The sequence below is a fragment of the Clostridium cochlearium genome (genome assembly GCF_900187165.1).
Lineage (GTDB): Bacteria > Bacillota > Clostridia > Clostridiales > Clostridiaceae > Clostridium_G > Clostridium_G cochlearium.
Genome location: NZ_LT906477.1, coordinates 767845 through 785528, shown reverse-complemented (window position 1 = coordinate 785528; position 17684 = coordinate 767845). Strand labels below are relative to the sequence as shown.

Annotated in this window: 21 protein-coding genes; 3 read left to right on the top strand and 18 right to left on the bottom strand. The window is 30.2% G+C overall.

Annotated features, from left to right (window positions below; translation table 11 throughout):
* Positions 1–20: 20 nt before the first annotated feature.
* Together CKV72_RS03835 and CKV72_RS03830 are read right to left on the bottom strand one after the other, a co-directional pair.
* Positions 21–242 (bottom strand): hypothetical protein, encoded by a 222-nt coding sequence (locus tag CKV72_RS03835; RefSeq protein WP_089862980.1) that lies wholly within the window; start codon positions 240–242, stop codon positions 21–23.
* Positions 243–362: 120 nt separating this feature from the next.
* The gene (locus tag CKV72_RS03830) at positions 363–983 is read right to left on the bottom strand and encodes an NUDIX hydrolase (RefSeq protein WP_089862981.1); all 621 of its coding nucleotides are present in this window, start codon (positions 981–983) and stop codon (positions 363–365) included.
* 138 nt (positions 984–1121) lie between these two features.
* On the opposite strand from CKV72_RS03830, the gene CKV72_RS03825 reads away from it, so the two are divergent.
* A complete protein-coding gene (locus CKV72_RS03825; RefSeq protein ID WP_089862982.1) occupies positions 1122–2381 on the top strand; it encodes a D-alanyl-D-alanine carboxypeptidase family protein in 1260 nt (419 codons plus the stop codon).
* A 34-nt stretch (positions 2382–2415) separates the two neighbouring features.
* On the opposite strand, the gene CKV72_RS03820 is transcribed toward CKV72_RS03825, so the two are convergent.
* The 16 genes from CKV72_RS03820 to eutM all read right to left on the bottom strand — a co-directional run bounded on the left by CKV72_RS03820 (position 2416) and on the right by eutM (position 16465).
* On the bottom strand, positions 2416–3318 hold the full coding sequence (locus CKV72_RS03820; RefSeq protein ID WP_089862983.1) for a DMT family transporter: 903 nt from the start codon (positions 3316–3318) through the stop codon (positions 2416–2418).
* A 151-nt stretch (positions 3319–3469) separates the two neighbouring features.
* On the bottom strand, positions 3470–4597 hold the full coding sequence (locus CKV72_RS03815; RefSeq protein WP_095177543.1) for a 1-propanol dehydrogenase PduQ: 1128 nt from the start codon (positions 4595–4597) through the stop codon (positions 3470–3472).
* Positions 4598–4613: 16 nt separating this feature from the next.
* Positions 4614–6029 (bottom strand): aldehyde dehydrogenase family protein, encoded by a 1416-nt coding sequence (locus tag CKV72_RS03810; protein ID WP_095177542.1) that lies wholly within the window; start codon positions 6027–6029, stop codon positions 4614–4616.
* Complete coding sequence (locus tag CKV72_RS03805; RefSeq protein ID WP_095177541.1) at positions 6016–6987, bottom strand: cob(I)yrinic acid a,c-diamide adenosyltransferase; 972 nt, start codon at positions 6985–6987, stop codon at positions 6016–6018. The genes CKV72_RS03810 and CKV72_RS03805 overlap by 14 nt, the downstream gene beginning before the upstream one ends.
* A gap of 26 nt (positions 6988–7013) precedes the next feature.
* The gene (locus tag CKV72_RS03800; RefSeq protein ID WP_095177540.1) at positions 7014–7286 is read right to left on the bottom strand and encodes a EutN/CcmL family microcompartment protein; all 273 of its coding nucleotides are present in this window, start codon (positions 7284–7286) and stop codon (positions 7014–7016) included.
* 13 nt (positions 7287–7299) lie between these two features.
* Positions 7300–8091, bottom strand: coding sequence for a flavoprotein (locus CKV72_RS03795; RefSeq protein ID WP_095177539.1), 792 nt, complete (start codon positions 8089–8091; stop codon positions 7300–7302).
* Positions 8092–8096: 5 nt separating this feature from the next.
* Positions 8097–8924 (bottom strand): ethanolamine utilization protein EutJ, encoded by an 828-nt coding sequence (eutJ, locus tag CKV72_RS03790; protein WP_095177538.1) that lies wholly within the window; start codon positions 8922–8924, stop codon positions 8097–8099.
* A 4-nt stretch (positions 8925–8928) separates the two neighbouring features.
* Positions 8929–9582, bottom strand: a complete 654-nt coding sequence (gene pduL / locus CKV72_RS03785; protein ID WP_095177537.1) for a phosphate propanoyltransferase — start codon at positions 9580–9582, stop codon at positions 8929–8931.
* Positions 9579–10103 carry a BMC domain-containing protein gene (locus CKV72_RS12505; RefSeq protein WP_095177536.1) on the bottom strand — a complete coding sequence of 175 codons (525 nt, stop codon included), beginning with the start codon at positions 10101–10103 and terminating at the stop codon, positions 9579–9581. The genes pduL and CKV72_RS12505 overlap by 4 nt, the downstream gene beginning before the upstream one ends.
* Positions 10100–10540, bottom strand: a complete 441-nt coding sequence (locus CKV72_RS03775) for a glycerol dehydratase reactivase beta/small subunit family protein (protein WP_095177535.1) — start codon at positions 10538–10540, stop codon at positions 10100–10102. Before CKV72_RS03775 ends, CKV72_RS12505 begins: the two co-directional genes overlap by 4 nt.
* Complete coding sequence (locus CKV72_RS03770; RefSeq protein WP_095177534.1) at positions 10533–12362, bottom strand: diol dehydratase reactivase subunit alpha; 1830 nt, start codon at positions 12360–12362, stop codon at positions 10533–10535. Before CKV72_RS03770 ends, CKV72_RS03775 begins: the two co-directional genes overlap by 8 nt.
* A 22-nt stretch (positions 12363–12384) precedes the next feature.
* Positions 12385–12915 carry a diol dehydratase small subunit gene (locus CKV72_RS03765; protein WP_095177533.1) on the bottom strand — a complete coding sequence of 177 codons (531 nt, stop codon included), beginning with the start codon at positions 12913–12915 and terminating at the stop codon, positions 12385–12387.
* 10 nt (positions 12916–12925) lie between these two features.
* Positions 12926–13603: a propanediol/glycerol family dehydratase medium subunit gene (locus CKV72_RS03760; RefSeq protein WP_095177532.1), complete on the bottom strand. Its 678-nt coding sequence runs from the start codon at positions 13601–13603 to the stop codon at positions 12926–12928.
* Positions 13604–13617: 14 nt separating this feature from the next.
* A complete protein-coding gene (locus tag CKV72_RS03755) occupies positions 13618–15282 on the bottom strand; it encodes a propanediol/glycerol family dehydratase large subunit (RefSeq protein ID WP_095177531.1) in 1665 nt (554 codons plus the stop codon).
* 21 nt (positions 15283–15303) lie between these two features.
* On the bottom strand, positions 15304–16164 hold the full coding sequence (gene pduB, locus CKV72_RS03750) for a propanediol utilization microcompartment protein PduB (protein WP_095177530.1): 861 nt from the start codon (positions 16162–16164) through the stop codon (positions 15304–15306).
* A 16-nt stretch (positions 16165–16180) separates the two neighbouring features.
* A complete protein-coding gene (gene eutM / locus CKV72_RS03745) occupies positions 16181–16465 on the bottom strand; it encodes an ethanolamine utilization microcompartment protein EutM (protein WP_095177529.1) in 285 nt (94 codons plus the stop codon).
* Between the two features lie 230 nt (positions 16466–16695).
* Here eutM and CKV72_RS12365 point away from each other — a divergent pair, with 230 nt between their 5' ends.
* Positions 16696–17040, top strand: coding sequence for a PocR ligand-binding domain-containing protein (locus tag CKV72_RS12365; RefSeq protein ID WP_242955739.1), 345 nt, complete (start codon positions 16696–16698; stop codon positions 17038–17040).
* Entirely contained in the window at positions 17025–17684 is a 660-nt protein-coding gene (locus CKV72_RS12360) for a sensor histidine kinase (protein WP_242955738.1), read from the top strand. The genes CKV72_RS12365 and CKV72_RS12360 overlap by 16 nt, the downstream gene beginning before the upstream one ends.

Here is a 17684-nt window from a genome sequence, read left to right as displayed (position 1 = left end):
TGATATGTAGGGATTTATATTTAGAAATAAGATTCATTTACTTGGTAATAATATTCTTTCAAAAAATCAAATCCTTTAAAATCTGGGTTTACTCTATCATAATTATTCTCTATTTCCGATTTAAACATTTCTAATGTTTTAAAGGGACAATTGCCATATCTATCTTTACATTCATGAATAGGGCATTCTTTGAAACATTCTATGCAATGATTTTTGGATGATAAAAAAGGACATATCTCCATAATTACCCCCACCTCTTTCTGATTATATGCTACATTCTTATTTCAATATATATTATACATTATTTTGAAAATTAAATAAAGCTATTTTCAGAAAATTACATAAACATTAACAAGGTAAAATTAATTATTATTAAATTTAGATTTTAATTCTTCTATAAAACTTTTAATAATTAAAGCTGTAAATCCCCATATTACATAACCATTATATTGATAAAAATATTGCTTTAAATTACCTTTGCTAAAATTATAATTCTTTCCTCCTACTATTAAATGATAAGGAAAATCTTCTGGAAATTCAGATACTATATTTACTTCGTAGCACTTTGGTTCATTCTCCATAAAAAACTTTAGTGGAACTTTAAATACATGATTCACCTCATCTTTATTAGGTTTTATATTTACATCTTTAATTATACCTATAAAAGGATATATAATTTTATTGTAAGGAGTAACATAATAGTCCATAGGAGCTATTATAGAAATATCTTCCAAATCCACATTTAGTTCTTCTAAACTTTCTCTAATAGCTGCTTGTTGTGGACTTTCATTTTTTTCTATTCTTCCTCCTGGTAATGATATATCTCCAGGTTGACGATCTAAATGCAATGCTCTAACTTCAAAAATTATATGTAATTCTTTTTTATTATCTTCACATAAAAATAAAACTACTGCGCTTCTCTCGTAATTTCCTAAAATTCTGACTTCTCTATCTTGAAATATTTTTTTTATATTATTAATCATAAAATCATCACCTTATAAATTATTATATCTATAATTATAGACATTATTTAATATTTGTAAAATTTATTTTTACATGATATACTCATGAAGTGTAAATTATTTTACAAATAGATTATTAGAAACTGGGGAGATGGAAAATTGAAAAAGAAAATTATTTCTTCATTATTAACGACCTTCATGATTTTTTCTTTAACTAGTGGCGTATATGCTGCTAATGAAAATACTCAACCTAATATATATGGCAAATCAGCAATAACACTTGATATGGATACTGGAGAAATCATATATGCAAAATCTCCTGATGATAAAATGTATCCAGCTAGTACAACTAAACTTATAACATCACTATTATTAGCTGAAAATAAAAGCAAAGACGATGATCTTACATATACAAAAGATGCAAAAGCTCAACCTGAATACTCTTTAAATAAAAATCTTCATCCTATTGATATAGGTGAAACCATGAAAGCCAGTGATGCAATGGATGGATTGCTTTTATATTCTGGTAATGATGTTGCTTATTTAATTGGAGATAATGTTGGTGGAAATCGTGAAGGCTTTGCTAAACTTATGAATGACAAAGCTAAAAGCTTAAACCTTAAAAATTCCCACTTTGTAAATCCAAATGGACTTCATGATAAAAACCATTATACTACCGCCTATGATTTAAGCATATTAGGAAGAGCTGCCTATAAAAATCCATGGGTTAGCGAAACCATGGCTAAAAAGACTAGTTCTATAAGCACTTCAAAAGGAACAACTTTTTTAATTGAAAATAGAAATAAATTAGTAGGAACAAAAGGTTGTGTTGGTGGTAAAACCGGATATACCTCAGCTGCAGGTAGATGCTTGGTAGCTATATTTGACAGAGATGGAAGAAAAATATTAGGAGTTGTTTTAAACTCTGTATATGATGCTAAAGATTCCTTTGTATTTAATGATATGGAAAAAATAATAGACTGGAGTTATAAAGCAGAAAAAACTATTTTACATAATAAAGACTCCGTTATTGACACAAAAACTGTATCATATAGGCCTCTACTATTTATGGGTCCCGTTAAAACTATAGATGTACCTTTAACTGTAAAAGAAGATATTACGTACTATAATAACGTTATAAATAAAAGTGAATTAAAAGAATCTATATCTTTAAATTCTGAAAACCCTTGGGAACTCACTAAATCAGATAGTATTGGAAAACTAACTGTTAAAGAAAGGGAAGCTAAAAAAGAATATAAACTATATTCTAACTTATCTAAAGGTACAATATTTAAAGAAAATATATTACTATATTTAGCTACATTTATTATAATAATAGTATTACTTGTAGCTATAATATCCATTATAAGATTCATAAACAAAAGGAAAAGAAGAAATAGAAGAAATAGATATATATAAGAAAAAACGTCTCACTTTAGAGACGTTTTTTTATTTAACTTTTTATAACTTCTGTAATTTGTTTATTTATTTTTTCACTTTTACTTGCTAAAAACAATCCGGTAATAATTATAGTACTACCTAATATCTGCATAGGAGTTATATTTTCATTTAATAAAATTTTAGCACTTATTATACTTACTATAGGTTGAAGATTTATATAGGTAGTTATAACAGTGGCTCCTAATTTATTCTGACAATAAATATATATAGCATATCCAATGCAAGTACAAAAAAATGATAAATATAATAAATTAGCTATTGCTTTTACAGAAGGAATACTATGCTTAAAAATAAATATGCTAGGACTTAAAAAGATACATCCCCAGATAGTTTGATAGGTTGTAATTACTATACTTCTATAATTTCCTTTAAGTTTGCTAATAACTACAGTGTATGTTACCCAACAAAGAGCAGCTCCCATTCCCATTAAATCACCAATAGTTCCTTTAGAAAACAAACTTACTTTTCCTTTTGAAAATATTATTATGCCTATTCCAATTATACTAAAAAAAGCTCCTACAGCTTTTATCATATTTATTTTTTCCTTAAAAATAATTCTATGAGTAATTAATGTGAATATAGGTATAGATGATATTATTATTGCTACATTAGAAGCAGTTGTAAAATAAACTGCGTAATTTTCAAATAAAAAATACATGCATATACCAAATAGTCCTCCTAATGCCATTTTAACTTTATCTTCTTTTAAAACTTTCTCTTCTGGATATCTAATTTTTAAATATATAAATAATATAATAGATGCTATTAAAAATCTATAAAAAGCAGATAAAACTGGATGTATTTCATGAACTACTACCTTTATACTTAAATAAGACATCCCCCATAAAATCATTAAAACAATTGCTAAAAAGTGAGCTTTCTTTACGTCTTTCACCCTTCTCCCCCCAAACCTTAATTATATAGTCTTAATGCTTATATATGATATCATACATGTTTAAATTATAAGATATGCAATTATATAAAAGCAAATATATTTATAAAATAATAAAGATATCCCTTTACGAGATATCTTTTTACTTTAGCTGCTAAATATATGTTTTTTTAAATAATTCTTCTACTTCATTTAAAGTAGGTATTTTAGGATTAGTAGCAGTACATTTATCTTCTAGTGCTATTTTAGCCATATTGGTTATTTCCTTATAGTATTTATCTTTATTTATAGTTAATTCCTGAAGGGAAGGGATATTAATTTCTTTTTTTAGTTTTTTTATTTCATCTATAAGACTTATAACCCCTTTTTTTATATTATCACATGGAAGATTTAAACTTTCCGCTATATCCCTATATTTTTTAGCAGCATCATTAACATTTGAATTATATTCTATAACATTGGTAATAACAATTGCATTAGCTCTGCCATGAGGAATATGAAATTTACCACCTAGCACATGAGCCATACCATGGTTTAACCCAAGAGAAGCATTGTTAAAAGCCATTCCAGCTAAACAAGAAGCATTGTGCATTTTTTCTTTTGCTTCTATATCTTTGGGATCTTTATAAGATCTTATCAAGTATTTAAAGACTAACCTTATGGCTTTTTCCGCCAATGCATCACTGTAGTCTGATGCATTTTTAGATACATAAGCCTCTATGGCATGAGTTAAAACATCCATTCCTGTATCTGCCACAATCTCTTTTGGAACTGATTTTACTAACTGTACATCTAGTATGGAAATATCCGGGGTTAAACTTATATCATACAAAGGATACTTCCTATTATTTTTCTTATCTGTAACTACAGAAAAAGCTGTGACCTCAGATCCTGTACCGCTAGTAGTGGGAATTGCTACAAATAATGGCTTTTCCTTTGTTTTATCTGTAGCTCTTATTATGCCACTAGAAAATACACATATACCCTTTGCTACATCTATGGCAGAGCCTCCACCTAAAGCTATAACTATGTCCGGTAAAAACTTTAATGTATGTTTTATTCCTAAGTTTATAATCTCTATAGGTGGATCTGGTTGTACCTCCGAAAAGACACTATATTCTATATTTGCTTTTCTTAATAAACCTTGTATCTTATCAACAAATCCTATTTTAATCATAAATGGATCTGTAACTATAAGCGCTTTCTTTCCTTTTAATTTAGAAATAACTTCAATAGAATTATTTCCAAAATAGACTTTAGGCTTTATACTAAACTCTTTCATATTATCCTTCCTTTTTCTAAATAATTCTAAAGGAATCTGCCATAGTACATCTTCTCTTTCTCGTAAAAGATATTGGATTAGTTAGTCCTTCTCCTGTTGGACCTGCTATTGTAAAGGTAGTATGTCCTTCTCCTCCAAATCCAATACCCGCATAGGAAGGTGCATTCTTAACAAATATAGTTGTATCAATGATCCTAGCCATCTTAGTCAAGTTATCCACATTTTTAGAGTGCATTATAGCTGTATGTCTATTTCCATGTTCGTCTTGAACAGCCAAATCCAGCGCCTCATTAAAATCTTTTGCTTTAACTATTGGTAGAATTGGCATCATTAATTCTTCTTGAACAAAAGGATGTTCATTTTCCACTGTACATACCAAACATTCAATATTTTTAGAAGCATTTACTCCTATACTTTGAAGTAATATAAATGCATCTTTACCTACATAATCTTTATTTGTAAAGTATTTTTTAACTCCATTTTCTATTTTCTCATTTAAAACTATTCCGCATAGTTTATCTACTTCTTCTTTGCTTAATTTATATACACAATTATTTTTATCCAATTCACTTAAAAATTCATGGTAAACTTTTTCTACTATTATTGCTTCCTTTTCAGCAATACAAGGAAGATTATTATCGAAACTACATCCTTTTATAATATCCATTGCTGCCTTCTTTATATCTGCTGTTTCATCTACAACTACAGGAGGATTTCCAGCTCCTGCACCTATAGCTTTTTTCCCAGAAGATAGAACTATTTTTACAATACCAGGTCCCCCTGTAGCTACTAACATTCGCACTTTTGGATGCTCCATCATAGCATTGGTATTTTCTATAGAAGGTTTTGTAACACTAGTTATTAAATTATCTGGTCCTCCTGCTTCTTTTATAGCCTTGTTAATTAATTTTATAGTTTCTAAGCTACATTTCACAGCACCTGGATGTGGAGAAAAAACTACAGAATTTCCAGCAGCTATCATACCAATTGAATTACAAGCTACTGTTTCTGCTGGATTAGTTGATGGAGTTATAGCTCCAATTACTCCATATGGTCCCATTTCAACTAAAGTTAATCCATTATCTCCAGTATAGGCATTTGTCTTTAAAACCTCTGTACCAGGTGTTTTCTCTGCTACTAATTTTAGTTTTATATATTTATGATCTACTCTTCCCATTTTAGTCTCTTTAGCACATAGAGCTGCAAGCTCCATTGCATTTTCTAAAATTACCTTTCTAATAGCAGCTATTAGTTTTTCTCTTTCACTTACATCCATTGTTACTAATTTCTTTTGAGCTTCTTCTGCTGCATTAACTGCTTCATCCATGGTTTCAAAAATACCATCACTAACTTTTGTATTTAAATTTTTACCATTCATTTCTTGTAATACTTTTTCTATAATAGATGAAATTTGATTATCATTTAATTCCATAACTGGCCACCTCCTCAAAAGTTCTTTTGCCAAATTGCGCCACCATCATATCTTCTTCTACGGTACCACCACTAACTCCAATGCCTCCTATTATTGTTCCATTAACTATTAAGGGCTCTCCTCCTCCAAAAGTTATGATTTTTTTCATATTATTTATGCCATATAATTCACCTTGTGGAAGAGCTAATTCCTTTAGTTTATCTGTACTCATTCTAAAAGCTACAGCGGAATAAGCTTTTCCTATAGAAATATTTATACTTGCTAACAGTGCTCCATCCATACGTTGAAACATAATAGGATTTCCACTTTCATCAACTATGCATATTACCATAGGTACTTTTATTTCCTCTGATTTTTTTAAAAGTTTTTCCATTAAATATTCTGCTATTTCTCTATTCATTTTTATATCTTTTGAAATTATAGATACTCTTTTTTTAGATTCTTTTAATACTTGTCTATAATCAATTATTCTTGCTAAAGTGTATATTAAATCTGAAAGTCTATTCATATATTTTAATAAATTTTTATTCACATAATAATTTGATTCTAACTTTACTATATACCTTTCTCCTTTTCTAGCTACAGTTCTTGCCACATCCAGTGTTGCTGATTCTTCTGTACCACCAGGAACTATAAAACTGTTTAAAGATGGCATTTCTTCATTCAACCCATCTATAATTTTTTCCAAAAACTCTACATCTTTTTCTGAAATATTTTCTTTATACTTATCTGTTCCTGTTGATGCTAACTCCGCAGCTAGCTCAAATAGTTGTTTTTGAATTTTTAATAAAACTTTTCTAAAATTTTCATCCCTTAATTTAGCTCTTGCAAGCCCTAGGGAAGAATTAAGCTCATCTATAGTTCCATAGGCCCAAACTCTATCATCATATTTATAGGTTCTTTCTCCTCCTATAAGAGAGGTTTGTCCCTTGTCTCCTCCTTTAGTATAAATCTTCATATTAATCATCCCCTATTAGGATAATATCAATATCCTGTTTCTATATAATCGACAATACCAACTATTGCTGCATCAGATCCTATTGTTCTTTTTCCTTCTTCTGCAATACGTGCTGTACTTCCAGTAACAACTAGAACTGTTTCATTTATTCCAGCTCCTACAGTATCCACAGCCACTATACAGTCTCCAATAAATTCTTCTTTAATATTTATTGGTTGAACTATTAAAAGTTTATTACCTTTAAGTTTTTCATCCTTTTGTGTAGACACCACATTGCCAACAATTTTTCCTAAAATCATATTTTCTTACCTCTCAATCTTTGTATATAACAGATATTTTTTTGTTATACATAAACTCTGATGCAAGAGGGGTTATAATAACATCTTTTTTTAAGTAAATATTTTTTCCTTGCAAGTATTTACCTAAATCCTCTAAAGTTAAAATTTTATCTTTAAATACTTTATAATTATCTTCTCTATAACTATTCTCAACTACATGTGTATTTTCTATATTTTCAGTTACAGTATCATCTTTATATTTCATTAAATATTTTTTATACAATAATTTATCCATATATTTATTAAAATTAATTGAATCTGTAAATATTATGCCCATGTCCTCTAATGTACTTTTATAACCTAAAATCAATTTATTATAGGCTTTATTTTTATTATATCCAAAGGAAATATTCATAGGATGTTGTGGATTAAATTCATCTTCTAATGCTAATATATTTTTACTCATCATAAGGGAGTGTTGAATTCCTAAAGTTATTAAATCGTCTGATATGCCTAAAGATACCTTTGCTAATATATTTCTATTTAATATTGGTATTAAAATTAAATCTGCTTCTTTTATTTTCTTTATTAAAATATTTCTTTTACATATCTCTTCACCTTTAAAATTATCCATAAATTTTTTGGGTATTACCTCTTTTCCTCCATCTGTAATAACAAAAGAATAATTTAATAAATCATAAGAATTTAAAGTATTAAATATATCTTCTAATGCTATTTCTCCTGCTGATAAAAACACTAAAACTTTTTTATTAAAGCTTTTTAGAATTTCAGAGGTTATATACTTTACTAAATCTTCAATATTCAAAATGCTCACCTCTTTATAATTTCAGCATTCATTGCAATACCTATGGGAGTAACTAAAAGAGGATTAGTAGGCTTTATACATTTTATTCCAATATAATTTTCTATAATTTTTTCCATATCCTTGATACAGCAAGTGCCTCCTACTAAATAAACTTCCTCTACATCATAATTTTTTATATGTCTTTTTATTATATCAGCCATTTTTTCTATAACTGGTATAACTAAAGGAAACACTTTGTTATAATTTTCTTTTTTTACTTTAAATTTTTCTGCCTCTTCAAAGCTTATCCCATAGGCACCTGCTAAAACTAAAGATAAATGAGTACCTCCTGTAGCTTCATCCGCAGTATACACTACTTCTCCATTTTTTAATATAGATATACCAGTAGTGCCTCCTCCCACATCTACTACTGCTCCATTTTTAATATCTAAAAGTGTTGCAGCTGCTGTAGGTTCATCTACAATATTGCTCACTTCTATGCCTGATGCTTCTACTACATTTTTTATTACTTTTATATTTCCTTTAGAAATACCTGGAGGAATTGCTGTAGCTGTCTTGGATATATCTAAAGAAAGTTTTTTTTCAATATTTTCCTTTAATTCTTGTAATATATTCACTGCATTTAAAAAATCTACTACTACTCCATCTCTTACTGCATTAGCGTAATACATTTCTGCACATATAGGATTGTTATCTTTGTCTAATACAGTAATTACTATATCTGAGGTACCTAAATCTACTCCTACTTTAATATCTGAATTTATGTTTATTTTGCTATCTTTATTTATGTTTTTTTCCATATTTTCTATAATTAAATTTGTTTTATTTAGCATATTATCACCTATCTAACCCTAAAATCCTTACCTTTTCCCCTGTTTTTATTTCACAACAATTAGCCTCATCTAGGTCTATATGAAATTCCAGTGCTGCTGTATCACTAACCCTTATAAGCACATTTTTGAATATAATTCCCTTTTCTCCTAAAGTTTCAACTTGTACATAATCGCCAGATTTTACTCCATAAGCTTTTGAATCCTCTGGTGTCATATGAATATGTCTTTTAGCACATATTAATCCACTTTTTAGAACTTTCATACCTTTAGGTCCTATAAGTGTTATATCTTCAGCACTTTCTAATTCTCCTGAATTTCTTAATGGAGCTTTTAAACCTAAATAATAGGCATCACTTCTTGAAATTTCTACTTGACTGTAATTTCTTATAGGTCCTAATATTCTTACATTATGAAAAGCTCCTTTAGGCCCTGCTATAGTTATAGTTTCATTAGCTCCAAACTGTCCTGGTTGATTAACCATAGACTTTATAGTAAGTTTATATCCTCTTCCAAATAATATTTCTAAATCTTCTTTTGTTAAATGCACATGCCTGTTAGAAACTCCTATAGGAATAGAATACTCTCTATTTTTCACCGAATATCTTTTTATAAATTCTTTTGCTATTTCTTCCACTAATTTTTCTTGTAAACCTGTCATAATTCTTCACCTTCAAACTTCTCATTGTGATGTATACACCAAGTTCTTGGTTGTCCCTTTTTTCTATTGCATTTAGGATCATGACATATATTACATAATTCTGATTCAATATTTTCTTTTAAAATCTCTTTATTATTCTCTTGTTCTACTTCTTTCCAATCTATATATTTCACTTCTTTTATTTTTACTTCCTCTTCTTTTTCTAATTCTTCTTTTAATTGTTCCTTTGTGCTTTTTAATTCTTCCTTATTTTTAATAATTTTTTCAACTGATGTTGATGGTCTTGGTATTACTAACGTTGAACAAACCTTGTTTACAGATGATGCACTTATTTTTGCTGCATTTATAGCTGATGTTACAGCTGAAACATCTCCTTCTATTTTTATTGTCACCATACCATATCCCTTAGTAAGTTCATAACCTATAAGTTTTACATTAGCAGATTTTGTAGCAGTATCCGCTGCCTCAATAGCTGCTGCCATGCCAATAGTTTCTATAAATCCGAGGGCATTTTTACTCATTTACATCCCTCCTTAAAGAATTTTTCTAAAATATCTATAACAATTTTTCTTATACTTTCCTCTATATTTTCACAACTTTGCAGTTTTTCATTTAAACTTTTAAAAGGCATTATTTTATAAAGTCTAGCTGCATTGCATCCTATAATTCTAGCACTATCCCAATGACTAGAATCTATTTCTTTAACTATTAAAGGTTCTCTTTCCTTTAATTTTACATAATGAAGTACTACTTTGGTTCCATTAATTGCTATACCTATACCCATTCTAGATTCCTGAGAAGCATCATAGGCTTGTTTTATTACATCCTCAAATTCAATATTTTTAACTTCATAGGGTATACCTTCTTCTTCCATGCCTGCTAAAATCTCTAAGAGTACATTTTCATTTCCTCTATAATTATGAAGTTTTATACATTGCCTATCAATTTGATCATTCATAATCTTTACTTCCTTTTATTTTGTTATAATAGGATATAACAAGCCCTGTAGCTACAGCATTTCTTGGACCTTCTATACCTCTTATATTTCCTCTTCCACAAACTATTCCATAATGAGAAAGTTCATCAGATATCATTTCAGGTATTTCAAAATCCATAGCAGAACCTCCAAGCAATACTACAAAACCAATATTTCTTATATCTTTATAAGGTGCCACATCTTTAAGTGCTCTTATTACATTGGTAATAAACACTTTTTTCTTAGCCTCTCTTCTTACTATTCTTATTTTTTCTAGAGACTCCTTTATTGGTATAGGTATCATTTCATCCTTTTTCACCACTATATTTCGTGCAAACAAAGATGAATCCAAAGGTTTTTGATAAAAGCATACACTTCCATCTTCATATCTTAAATTGAAAAGGCTCTCTACTTTAGCCAATGGATATCTTTTTATATCTTCAGCTAAATTATAGTCTTCTAATCCCAATTCAGACTTTATTAGCATTGTAACCATTTCTCCTGCTCCAGCATGGTGGATAGATTTCACTACCTCATCTCTACCCATATAGGCTGCATCTGTGGAACCTCCACCCATATCTAATATTACAAGGGGCTTGTCCGTACCTGGAGTTGTCAATGCCCCAAGTACAGCCATATTAGCCTCTATCCCTTCTATAATAACCTTTACGTTAGTTTCTTTTTGTAGTTTTCTTGCTATATCTTCCATAGGAAGTTTGCTGGTTTTTACCATAGCAGCAAGAGCTACTGCATTTTCTAACGCAAATTCTCCTGCTACTCCTCCATGAATCTTTTGAGGTAAAAAAGTATCTACTGCTAATATATCTTGTATTTTTATTTCTTTTACAGGTTGATGGGTAAGTTCTCCCATTACTTGTCTTACCCTTTCTACCATTCCTCCTACATTAGTTCCAGATTCTCCTGTTACATCTTTTAATGGCCAAATATCAGATAAACCTTTCATTATTTTGTTTGAGCCTTCTTCTACACTTATTTCTAATGTTCTTTTACCTATTAATATTATTTTTCCTGAAGGTATAACTCTTTCCTTTACTTCTCCTTCTGGTGTTCTTATTACTACTGCAGATCTATTTCCTATTAATGCCCTTGAAATAGGTATTACATGCTTTGTTTCTTCTGGGGATAGATTAAAAACCGTAGCTAGACCATATGGGTTTGATAATACTTTTATATTTTCTCCAGGTGGGGATACTTCCACTGCAGCTACCATTCCCATAGGAACCTTATCTATAAATGCCACTTCATCTACTATTGGTATTTTTTCTTCTAATCTATTAGAAATTATTACTCCGTCATCCCCCTGTACTATGGCTCCACTTATTTTAACTCCTCTTTTTTGAGCTATATTTAATTCTCTTGCGGCTCTTTCAAAATGTATAGTTTTTGGTATTACACATATAACTTCTTCTGATGTTATATGTGTAAGTTCTTCTAAATAAATTGTTTTACCTATACCTATTCCTATACCTCCAGGAGTATCTGGATTGTGACCTATCATAGTAGATTCTGTAATAATGGTTTCCGTTATGGTTTCCATAGCTACATCTCCTATTACAGGTGTAGCTTCATTTATACATATACAGCCTAAATCCTTTATTTCTATATTAATTTTTTTACAACTTTCTTTTAGTGCCATTAAAATACCAGCTACATTTTCTAGCGTTCCTTTAATGCCTGAAGTTTTCACTATACTACTACTTAGAAAATAAAGTCCTTTTTCTACATCTGCAATAGCTACTTCAGTAGTAGAATTTCCTATATCAACCCCTGCTACGAATTTCATTTATATCACCTCTTATCCCCAACTATTCTTTTAATCTTTCTCTTTTTTCATAAACTTCTACTGCTTGTCTAACAAGAGAAGCATTTAACTTTGCATTATATTTACCTTCTAATTCATCTGCTATATCTAAAAGTTCCTGTTTTGTAGATCTATATGGTCTTAGTGCATTATATATTTCTAATACTCTTTCATCTGGTACTGCTGTTAATTCAGCAGCTCTTCTCAAGTTACGTGCAAACTGATATCTTTCAACAGTTTCTGCTATTTGAGCTTGATAAATTAATACTTCTGGTGTTATTTTTATATCATCTGGTATGATTTCCCCATTTATTACTTTTTCCATAGTTATTTCAGTTATATTTTTGCCAGTTTTAGTATTTAAAATTTCTTTTTTATTTTTCAAAAGAGGATAATCTTCTTTTGAAAGTTTATTATTAGAAGAAGTAATTTTTTCTCTTACTTTTTCTTCTATATTGCTACTTACTTTTATATCTCCAGAATTCATTGATTTGAGAACTTCATTTACAATTTGTTCTATTAAAGTATTATCCATAATTTCACCCCTATTCAAAAGCTATTTGCATTTCCACAGGCTTTGCATGAGGAATAACATATTTTGTTTCCTTTATGTGAAGTACTGCTGCAATTGCCTGATAAGCTGGTCTTGCCATTTGATCATTTCTTACTGGAACAGGATCTGGTGATTCTCCTTTTGCATACTTTGCAGCATTTTTTCCTATAGCCCTATAAGTTTCTCTATCTATTAAAGGTGCTTGAGGAAATAATTCTAAATTGTTCAAAGGTTCTAGATCTTTTTGATGAATTACTGTAGTTCCCTTTGATTGAATTCCTATACCTATACCTGAACCACTAATTTGGGCTGCATCATGTGCCATAAAAGCTACATCTGAGGTTCTCAAAACTCTTATAATCCTTGGAAAAACTCCTTCTTCTTCTATTCCTGCCATTACTTCTTTTAATATTTCATTGTGTGGTACACCTATAATGCTTTCTTTTAAATGCTCTCCAAAGGCAGGTCCTATAGCAATTACAACCTCATCTACTCTTTTTCCCTTTTCAGCAACCCCCTTTCCAACTAATTTAAAACCACCTTTTAAATCTATATTATCCGAATCTTGTAAAACTTTAATATCTTCTACTTTATTTTCATTTTGTATTTGTTTTAAAACTTGTTTTGTTATAATTTCTATTAAATCTTCATTAGATACAGAATTAACCATATTCTCACTCTCCTTTATATAGTTTCTGGATCTAGGGCTTGATTTATATTTTTAATTTCTTCCCATCTCTTTCCTTCTGCTCTATATCCAGTTCCAGGACCCATATAATCATTCATATCATTTACAGCTGTTATAACATTAAAGTCTTTATCAATTATAGATGAAGTGTGTAAATAGTCCCCTGCCACTCTTTGCTTTAACATATTTAATACATTGTTTGCTATGTCTTCAAATCCAGATTTATAAAGTGCTTTAACTATGTCTAATCCTGTAATACCTCTTTGTAATAACTCTTGTGCTGCTTTTAAATCCTCTACTACATTTCTATTTGGCATATCTTTACTTCCATGAGCATAAGTTGCAGCTTCCACTTCTTCATCAGTTATTGTTGGAAGTGCTAATTCCCTAAATACTGCTTGCATTGCTCTTGCTGCTTTATTTCTCACCCTTATAGCTTCCTCTTCTGTAATTGGTTTTAAGCCTCCATCTACTTTTAAATCCCTTTGTAGTATTAAATAATCATCAAAATCTTCTGCATCAAAGTTTGAACCCGCAAACATATTATCATAGTTTGGGACTGAACTATAACCTGAAAATATGAAATCTGTTCCTGGTAAAAACTGCATCATTGTTCTAGCAGTTTTTCTTATTGGTGAGTGAGTAAAGGTTTGATCGTTACCAGAAGCTACTTCTAAATCAAGCATAGTAGTAACTAAATTTTCCCCTAATACTGCTCTAATTCCACCTGCTACGGCTCCTGGAACTCCAATACAGCTAATTGAACCATTTTGAAGTCCTTGAACCCCTGCCCCCTTAGCAATCATGATACATCTTACTTCCAAATATAACATGGATTTTCCTTCAGCATATCCCATTTGAACTTCTGCACCTGTACCGGAAGTAAATCTCATTTTAAGACCTCTTGATGCATAGGCTGATGCTAAAAATGCCTTAGACCATGGTGTATCGTCTCCATCAACAAAAACATTTTCTGTTCCATATACGGATATAGTTTCAGCATAGGATGTATAACCTAACATTCCAAGTTTTAATTCTGTAGCTTCTTCAAGAGCGCATTGAGTCAAAACTCCTCCTCTTCCAGTTTGAGCTCCTACTAAAATTCCTAAAGCATTAAAGGGTGCATATCTTACTATACCAACAGTAGTTTCCATTTCATCAAAACCTCTAAGAGCAGCTTCTGCCGCATCTGCCGCTATTTGAATTGGATTATCTTTTACATTTGTAACGTGACATTGATTAGATGGTGTTCTTCTAGCTCTCATTTTTTGCACTGCCATCATCATTTCAACTACATTTAGATTATCTACTACTTCTACTATTTTAGCTGGAGTTAACGCCGTAGTTATCTCAACAAGTTTTGCTCTTTCTACATTTATATCTACTAGCATTCTAGAAATTTCAAGAGAAGGTATACTCATAGCTTCTTCCGCTTTTTCTACATTTATAGCATGATCAGCTATAAATATATCTATAAAATCAAAATCCTCTCTTTTCTTTCCATCCATTTCTACAATGATGCCATTTTCTATCTTTATACTAGGCTTCGGATCATTTGGACTTCCTATAGCAACAAGTCCAACTTCTGGCCAATCCTTAACAAATCCGTCCTTATTTATTTCTCTATTTCTTAAGACCTCAAATCTTTTAGACTTCTTCATCTTATACACCACCTCATCTATTTAAATATATGGTTTAGTTGTAGACTGAGGATCTTGTCCCATTGCCTTTAATATATTTAACCCTTTCTCTCTTGCAGCTATAACAGATTGTCTTACTGCTCCTGAATCACCAGTTATAGCTAATATAACTTCATTTGAATATGATGTTCCCGAATTAGGAGTTGAATAAGCCACTGCCTCTACATTAGCAGTTTTTAATGCTGTATCTGCCATAACTACTCCAATAGCTGCTGGTGCCCCTACTATTAATCCAAAAGCTTTTCCTATGGGCGCTCCAAAAGCTTTATTTACTGCATAACTTGCTCTTGCTGTATATTGAAGCTCTAAATGCCCTGCATCACATCCATATACATCTCCAAAAGTTCTATCCAATTCTTTTAATGCTACTTCTACAGCTCTTCTAGCATCTGATACATCTTCTGATGCAAATATAATCAAAGAACCATGTCCTGCTCCACCTTTTGTATCTCTTGGTAATTCTATTGTTACAACCTCAGTATTAGTTGCTTTAACCGCTTCATCAGCAGCTAATATTTGAGGTCCTGCTCCTGTTCTTGCTCCAATTATTCCTATGGATCTATATTTAGCATCTAATCCCATTCTTTCATGAAGAGCACTATCTACATTAGCAATAACTAATCCCACTGTATCTCCTTCAGCATTTCCAATATATTCTGTTATGCCCGTAACACTTGATAGGTTTTCCATTACATCTACCTCCTTTTTTTCAGCTTGCATTTTATTTATATTTTTATCATTTAATATTTCATTGATTTTGCTTTCTAAATCTAAATTACTTGATTGTTCTCCTAGTCTTTTTTGAACTTCCTCTAGAACTTTTTCAATAATATTTTTATCCATGCCTTATCGACCCCTTTTATTCTTGGATAGTCTTTGGAAGAATTTTTTCTACATCTGTATGAGGTCTTGGTATTACATGAATTGATATAACTTCTCCTACTCTTTTAGCTGAAGCAGCTCCTGCATCTGTAGCAGCTTTTACTGCTCCAACATCTCCTCTAACCATAACTGTTACTAGTCCAGAACCTATTTTTTCATATCCTATTAAATCTACATTTGCTGCTTTTACCATAGCATCTGCTGCCTCAATTGCTCCTACTAATCCTCTGGTTTCTATCATTCCTAAAGCTTCTTGTCCCATAAAGACACCTCCATAAAAATTAAATTTTATATCTTACTAATAATGATACAACATAATTCTACATAATAATCTGAATATTTTGATTAATATAGGGATTATTTTGACATCTAGTTATTGGACTATTTTGACTTTTCATAGTATTATATTTACATAATTAAAGGATTTTAAGTATTAATCTATAATTATTACTATATATGTATTAAAAAATTCATTATTTAAGAGGTGGAATTATGCCTATTTTTAAGCATTATGATTTTGAAGAAATAATAGATATTGAATTCTTACAAAGCATTCAGGATAAATTCGCAAATATTTTAGGAATACCTACAACTACTGTAGATGAAAAAGGAAACCCTATTGTAAACTCTAGTAAATTTTCAGATTTTTGCACTCTTATCAGAAGTAGTGAAGAAGGTAGAAGACGTTGTGCTCTATGCGATGCTAAAGGTGGATTTGATGCTATGAGGAAAGGAAAACCTATAATATATTTTTGTCACTCTGGATTAACTGATTTAGCTGCTCCAATTATAGTTGATAATAACTATATTGGTTGTATGTTATGTGGGCAGTTATAGTAGAAGAATTAAATAATAAGAAACACATGAACTTGGATAAGCTTTCTAGAGATATTAATATTCCAAAAGATAAATTAGAACATGCCTTAGAAAAAACTTCCGTTTGGAAATATGAAGATATAATTGAAACTGCTGATTTCCTATTTTTATTTTCAAATTTTATAGCTAAAATAGGAGTATCTAATATAAATTCACATAAATTATTAGAACAAACTAAGGAAAAGGCCAAATTAGAAAAACTTCTTAAAAATACTAAAATAAAGGCCCTTCAATCACAAATTAATCCTCACTTTTTATTTAACACTTTAAATACAGTTGCAAGAATGGCTCTTTTAGAAAATGCCCCTAAAACTGAGCAGCTTATATATGCCCTATCAGATATTCTAAGGTATAGCATTAAAAACTCTGAAGATATGGTCCCCTTAAAAACTGAAATAAACAATATAAGAAAATATTTATATATACAACATGAAAGGTTTGGGAATAGAATTAATTATGATATACAAGTAGATACCAATATTTTAAATTGTAAAATTCCAGTAATGACCCTTCAACCCTTAGTTGAAAATTCAATTATACATGGTTTAGAAGGTAAAAAAGAAGGTGGATATGTTCTGATAAAAGGAAGATCCTTAATGGAATGA

Coding starts and splice junctions, on each gene's coding strand:
- pduB (WP_095177530.1), bottom strand. CDS start 16,164: ATGGATAAAAATATTATTGAAAAAGTTCTAGAGGAAGTTCAAAAAAGA.
- CKV72_RS12360 (WP_242955738.1), top strand. CDS start 17,025: ATGTGGGCAGTTATAGTAGAAGAATTAAATAATAAGAAACACATGAAC.
- CKV72_RS03760 (WP_095177532.1), bottom strand. CDS start 13,603: ATGGTTAATTCTGTATCTAATGAAGATTTAATAGAAATTATAACAAAA.
- CKV72_RS03775 (WP_095177535.1), bottom strand. CDS start 10,540: ATGAATGATCAAATTGATAGGCAATGTATAAAACTTCATAATTATAGA.
- CKV72_RS12365 (WP_242955739.1), top strand. CDS start 16,696: ATGCCTATTTTTAAGCATTATGATTTTGAAGAAATAATAGATATTGAA.
- eutM (WP_095177529.1), bottom strand. CDS start 16,465: ATGGGACAAGAAGCTTTAGGAATGATAGAAACCAGAGGATTAGTAGGA.
- CKV72_RS03830 (WP_089862981.1), bottom strand. CDS start 983: ATGATTAATAATATAAAAAAAATATTTCAAGATAGAGAAGTCAGAATT.
- CKV72_RS03755 (WP_095177531.1), bottom strand. CDS start 15,282: ATGAAGAAGTCTAAAAGATTTGAGGTCTTAAGAAATAGAGAAATAAAT.
- CKV72_RS03805 (WP_095177541.1), bottom strand. CDS start 6,987: ATGAAGATTTATACTAAAGGAGGAGACAAGGGACAAACCTCTCTTATA.
- CKV72_RS03810 (WP_095177542.1), bottom strand. CDS start 6,029: ATGGAATTAAATGATAATCAAATTTCATCTATTATAGAAAAAGTATTA.
- eutJ (WP_095177538.1), bottom strand. CDS start 8,924: ATGCTAAATAAAACAAATTTAATTATAGAAAATATGGAAAAAAACATA.
- CKV72_RS12505 (WP_095177536.1), bottom strand. CDS start 10,103: ATGAGTAAAAATGCCCTCGGATTTATAGAAACTATTGGCATGGCAGCA.
- CKV72_RS03815 (WP_095177543.1), bottom strand. CDS start 4,597: ATGAAAGAGTTTAGTATAAAGCCTAAAGTCTATTTTGGAAATAATTCT.
- CKV72_RS03765 (WP_095177533.1), bottom strand. CDS start 12,915: ATGGATAATACTTTAATAGAACAAATTGTAAATGAAGTTCTCAAATCA.
- CKV72_RS03835 (WP_089862980.1), bottom strand. CDS start 242: ATGGAGATATGTCCTTTTTTATCATCCAAAAATCATTGCATAGAATGT.
- CKV72_RS03800 (WP_095177540.1), bottom strand. CDS start 7,286: ATGATTTTAGGAAAAATTGTTGGCAATGTGGTGTCTACACAAAAGGAT.
- CKV72_RS03770 (WP_095177534.1), bottom strand. CDS start 12,362: ATGAAATTCGTAGCAGGGGTTGATATAGGAAATTCTACTACTGAAGTA.
- pduL (WP_095177537.1), bottom strand. CDS start 9,582: ATGACAGGTTTACAAGAAAAATTAGTGGAAGAAATAGCAAAAGAATTT.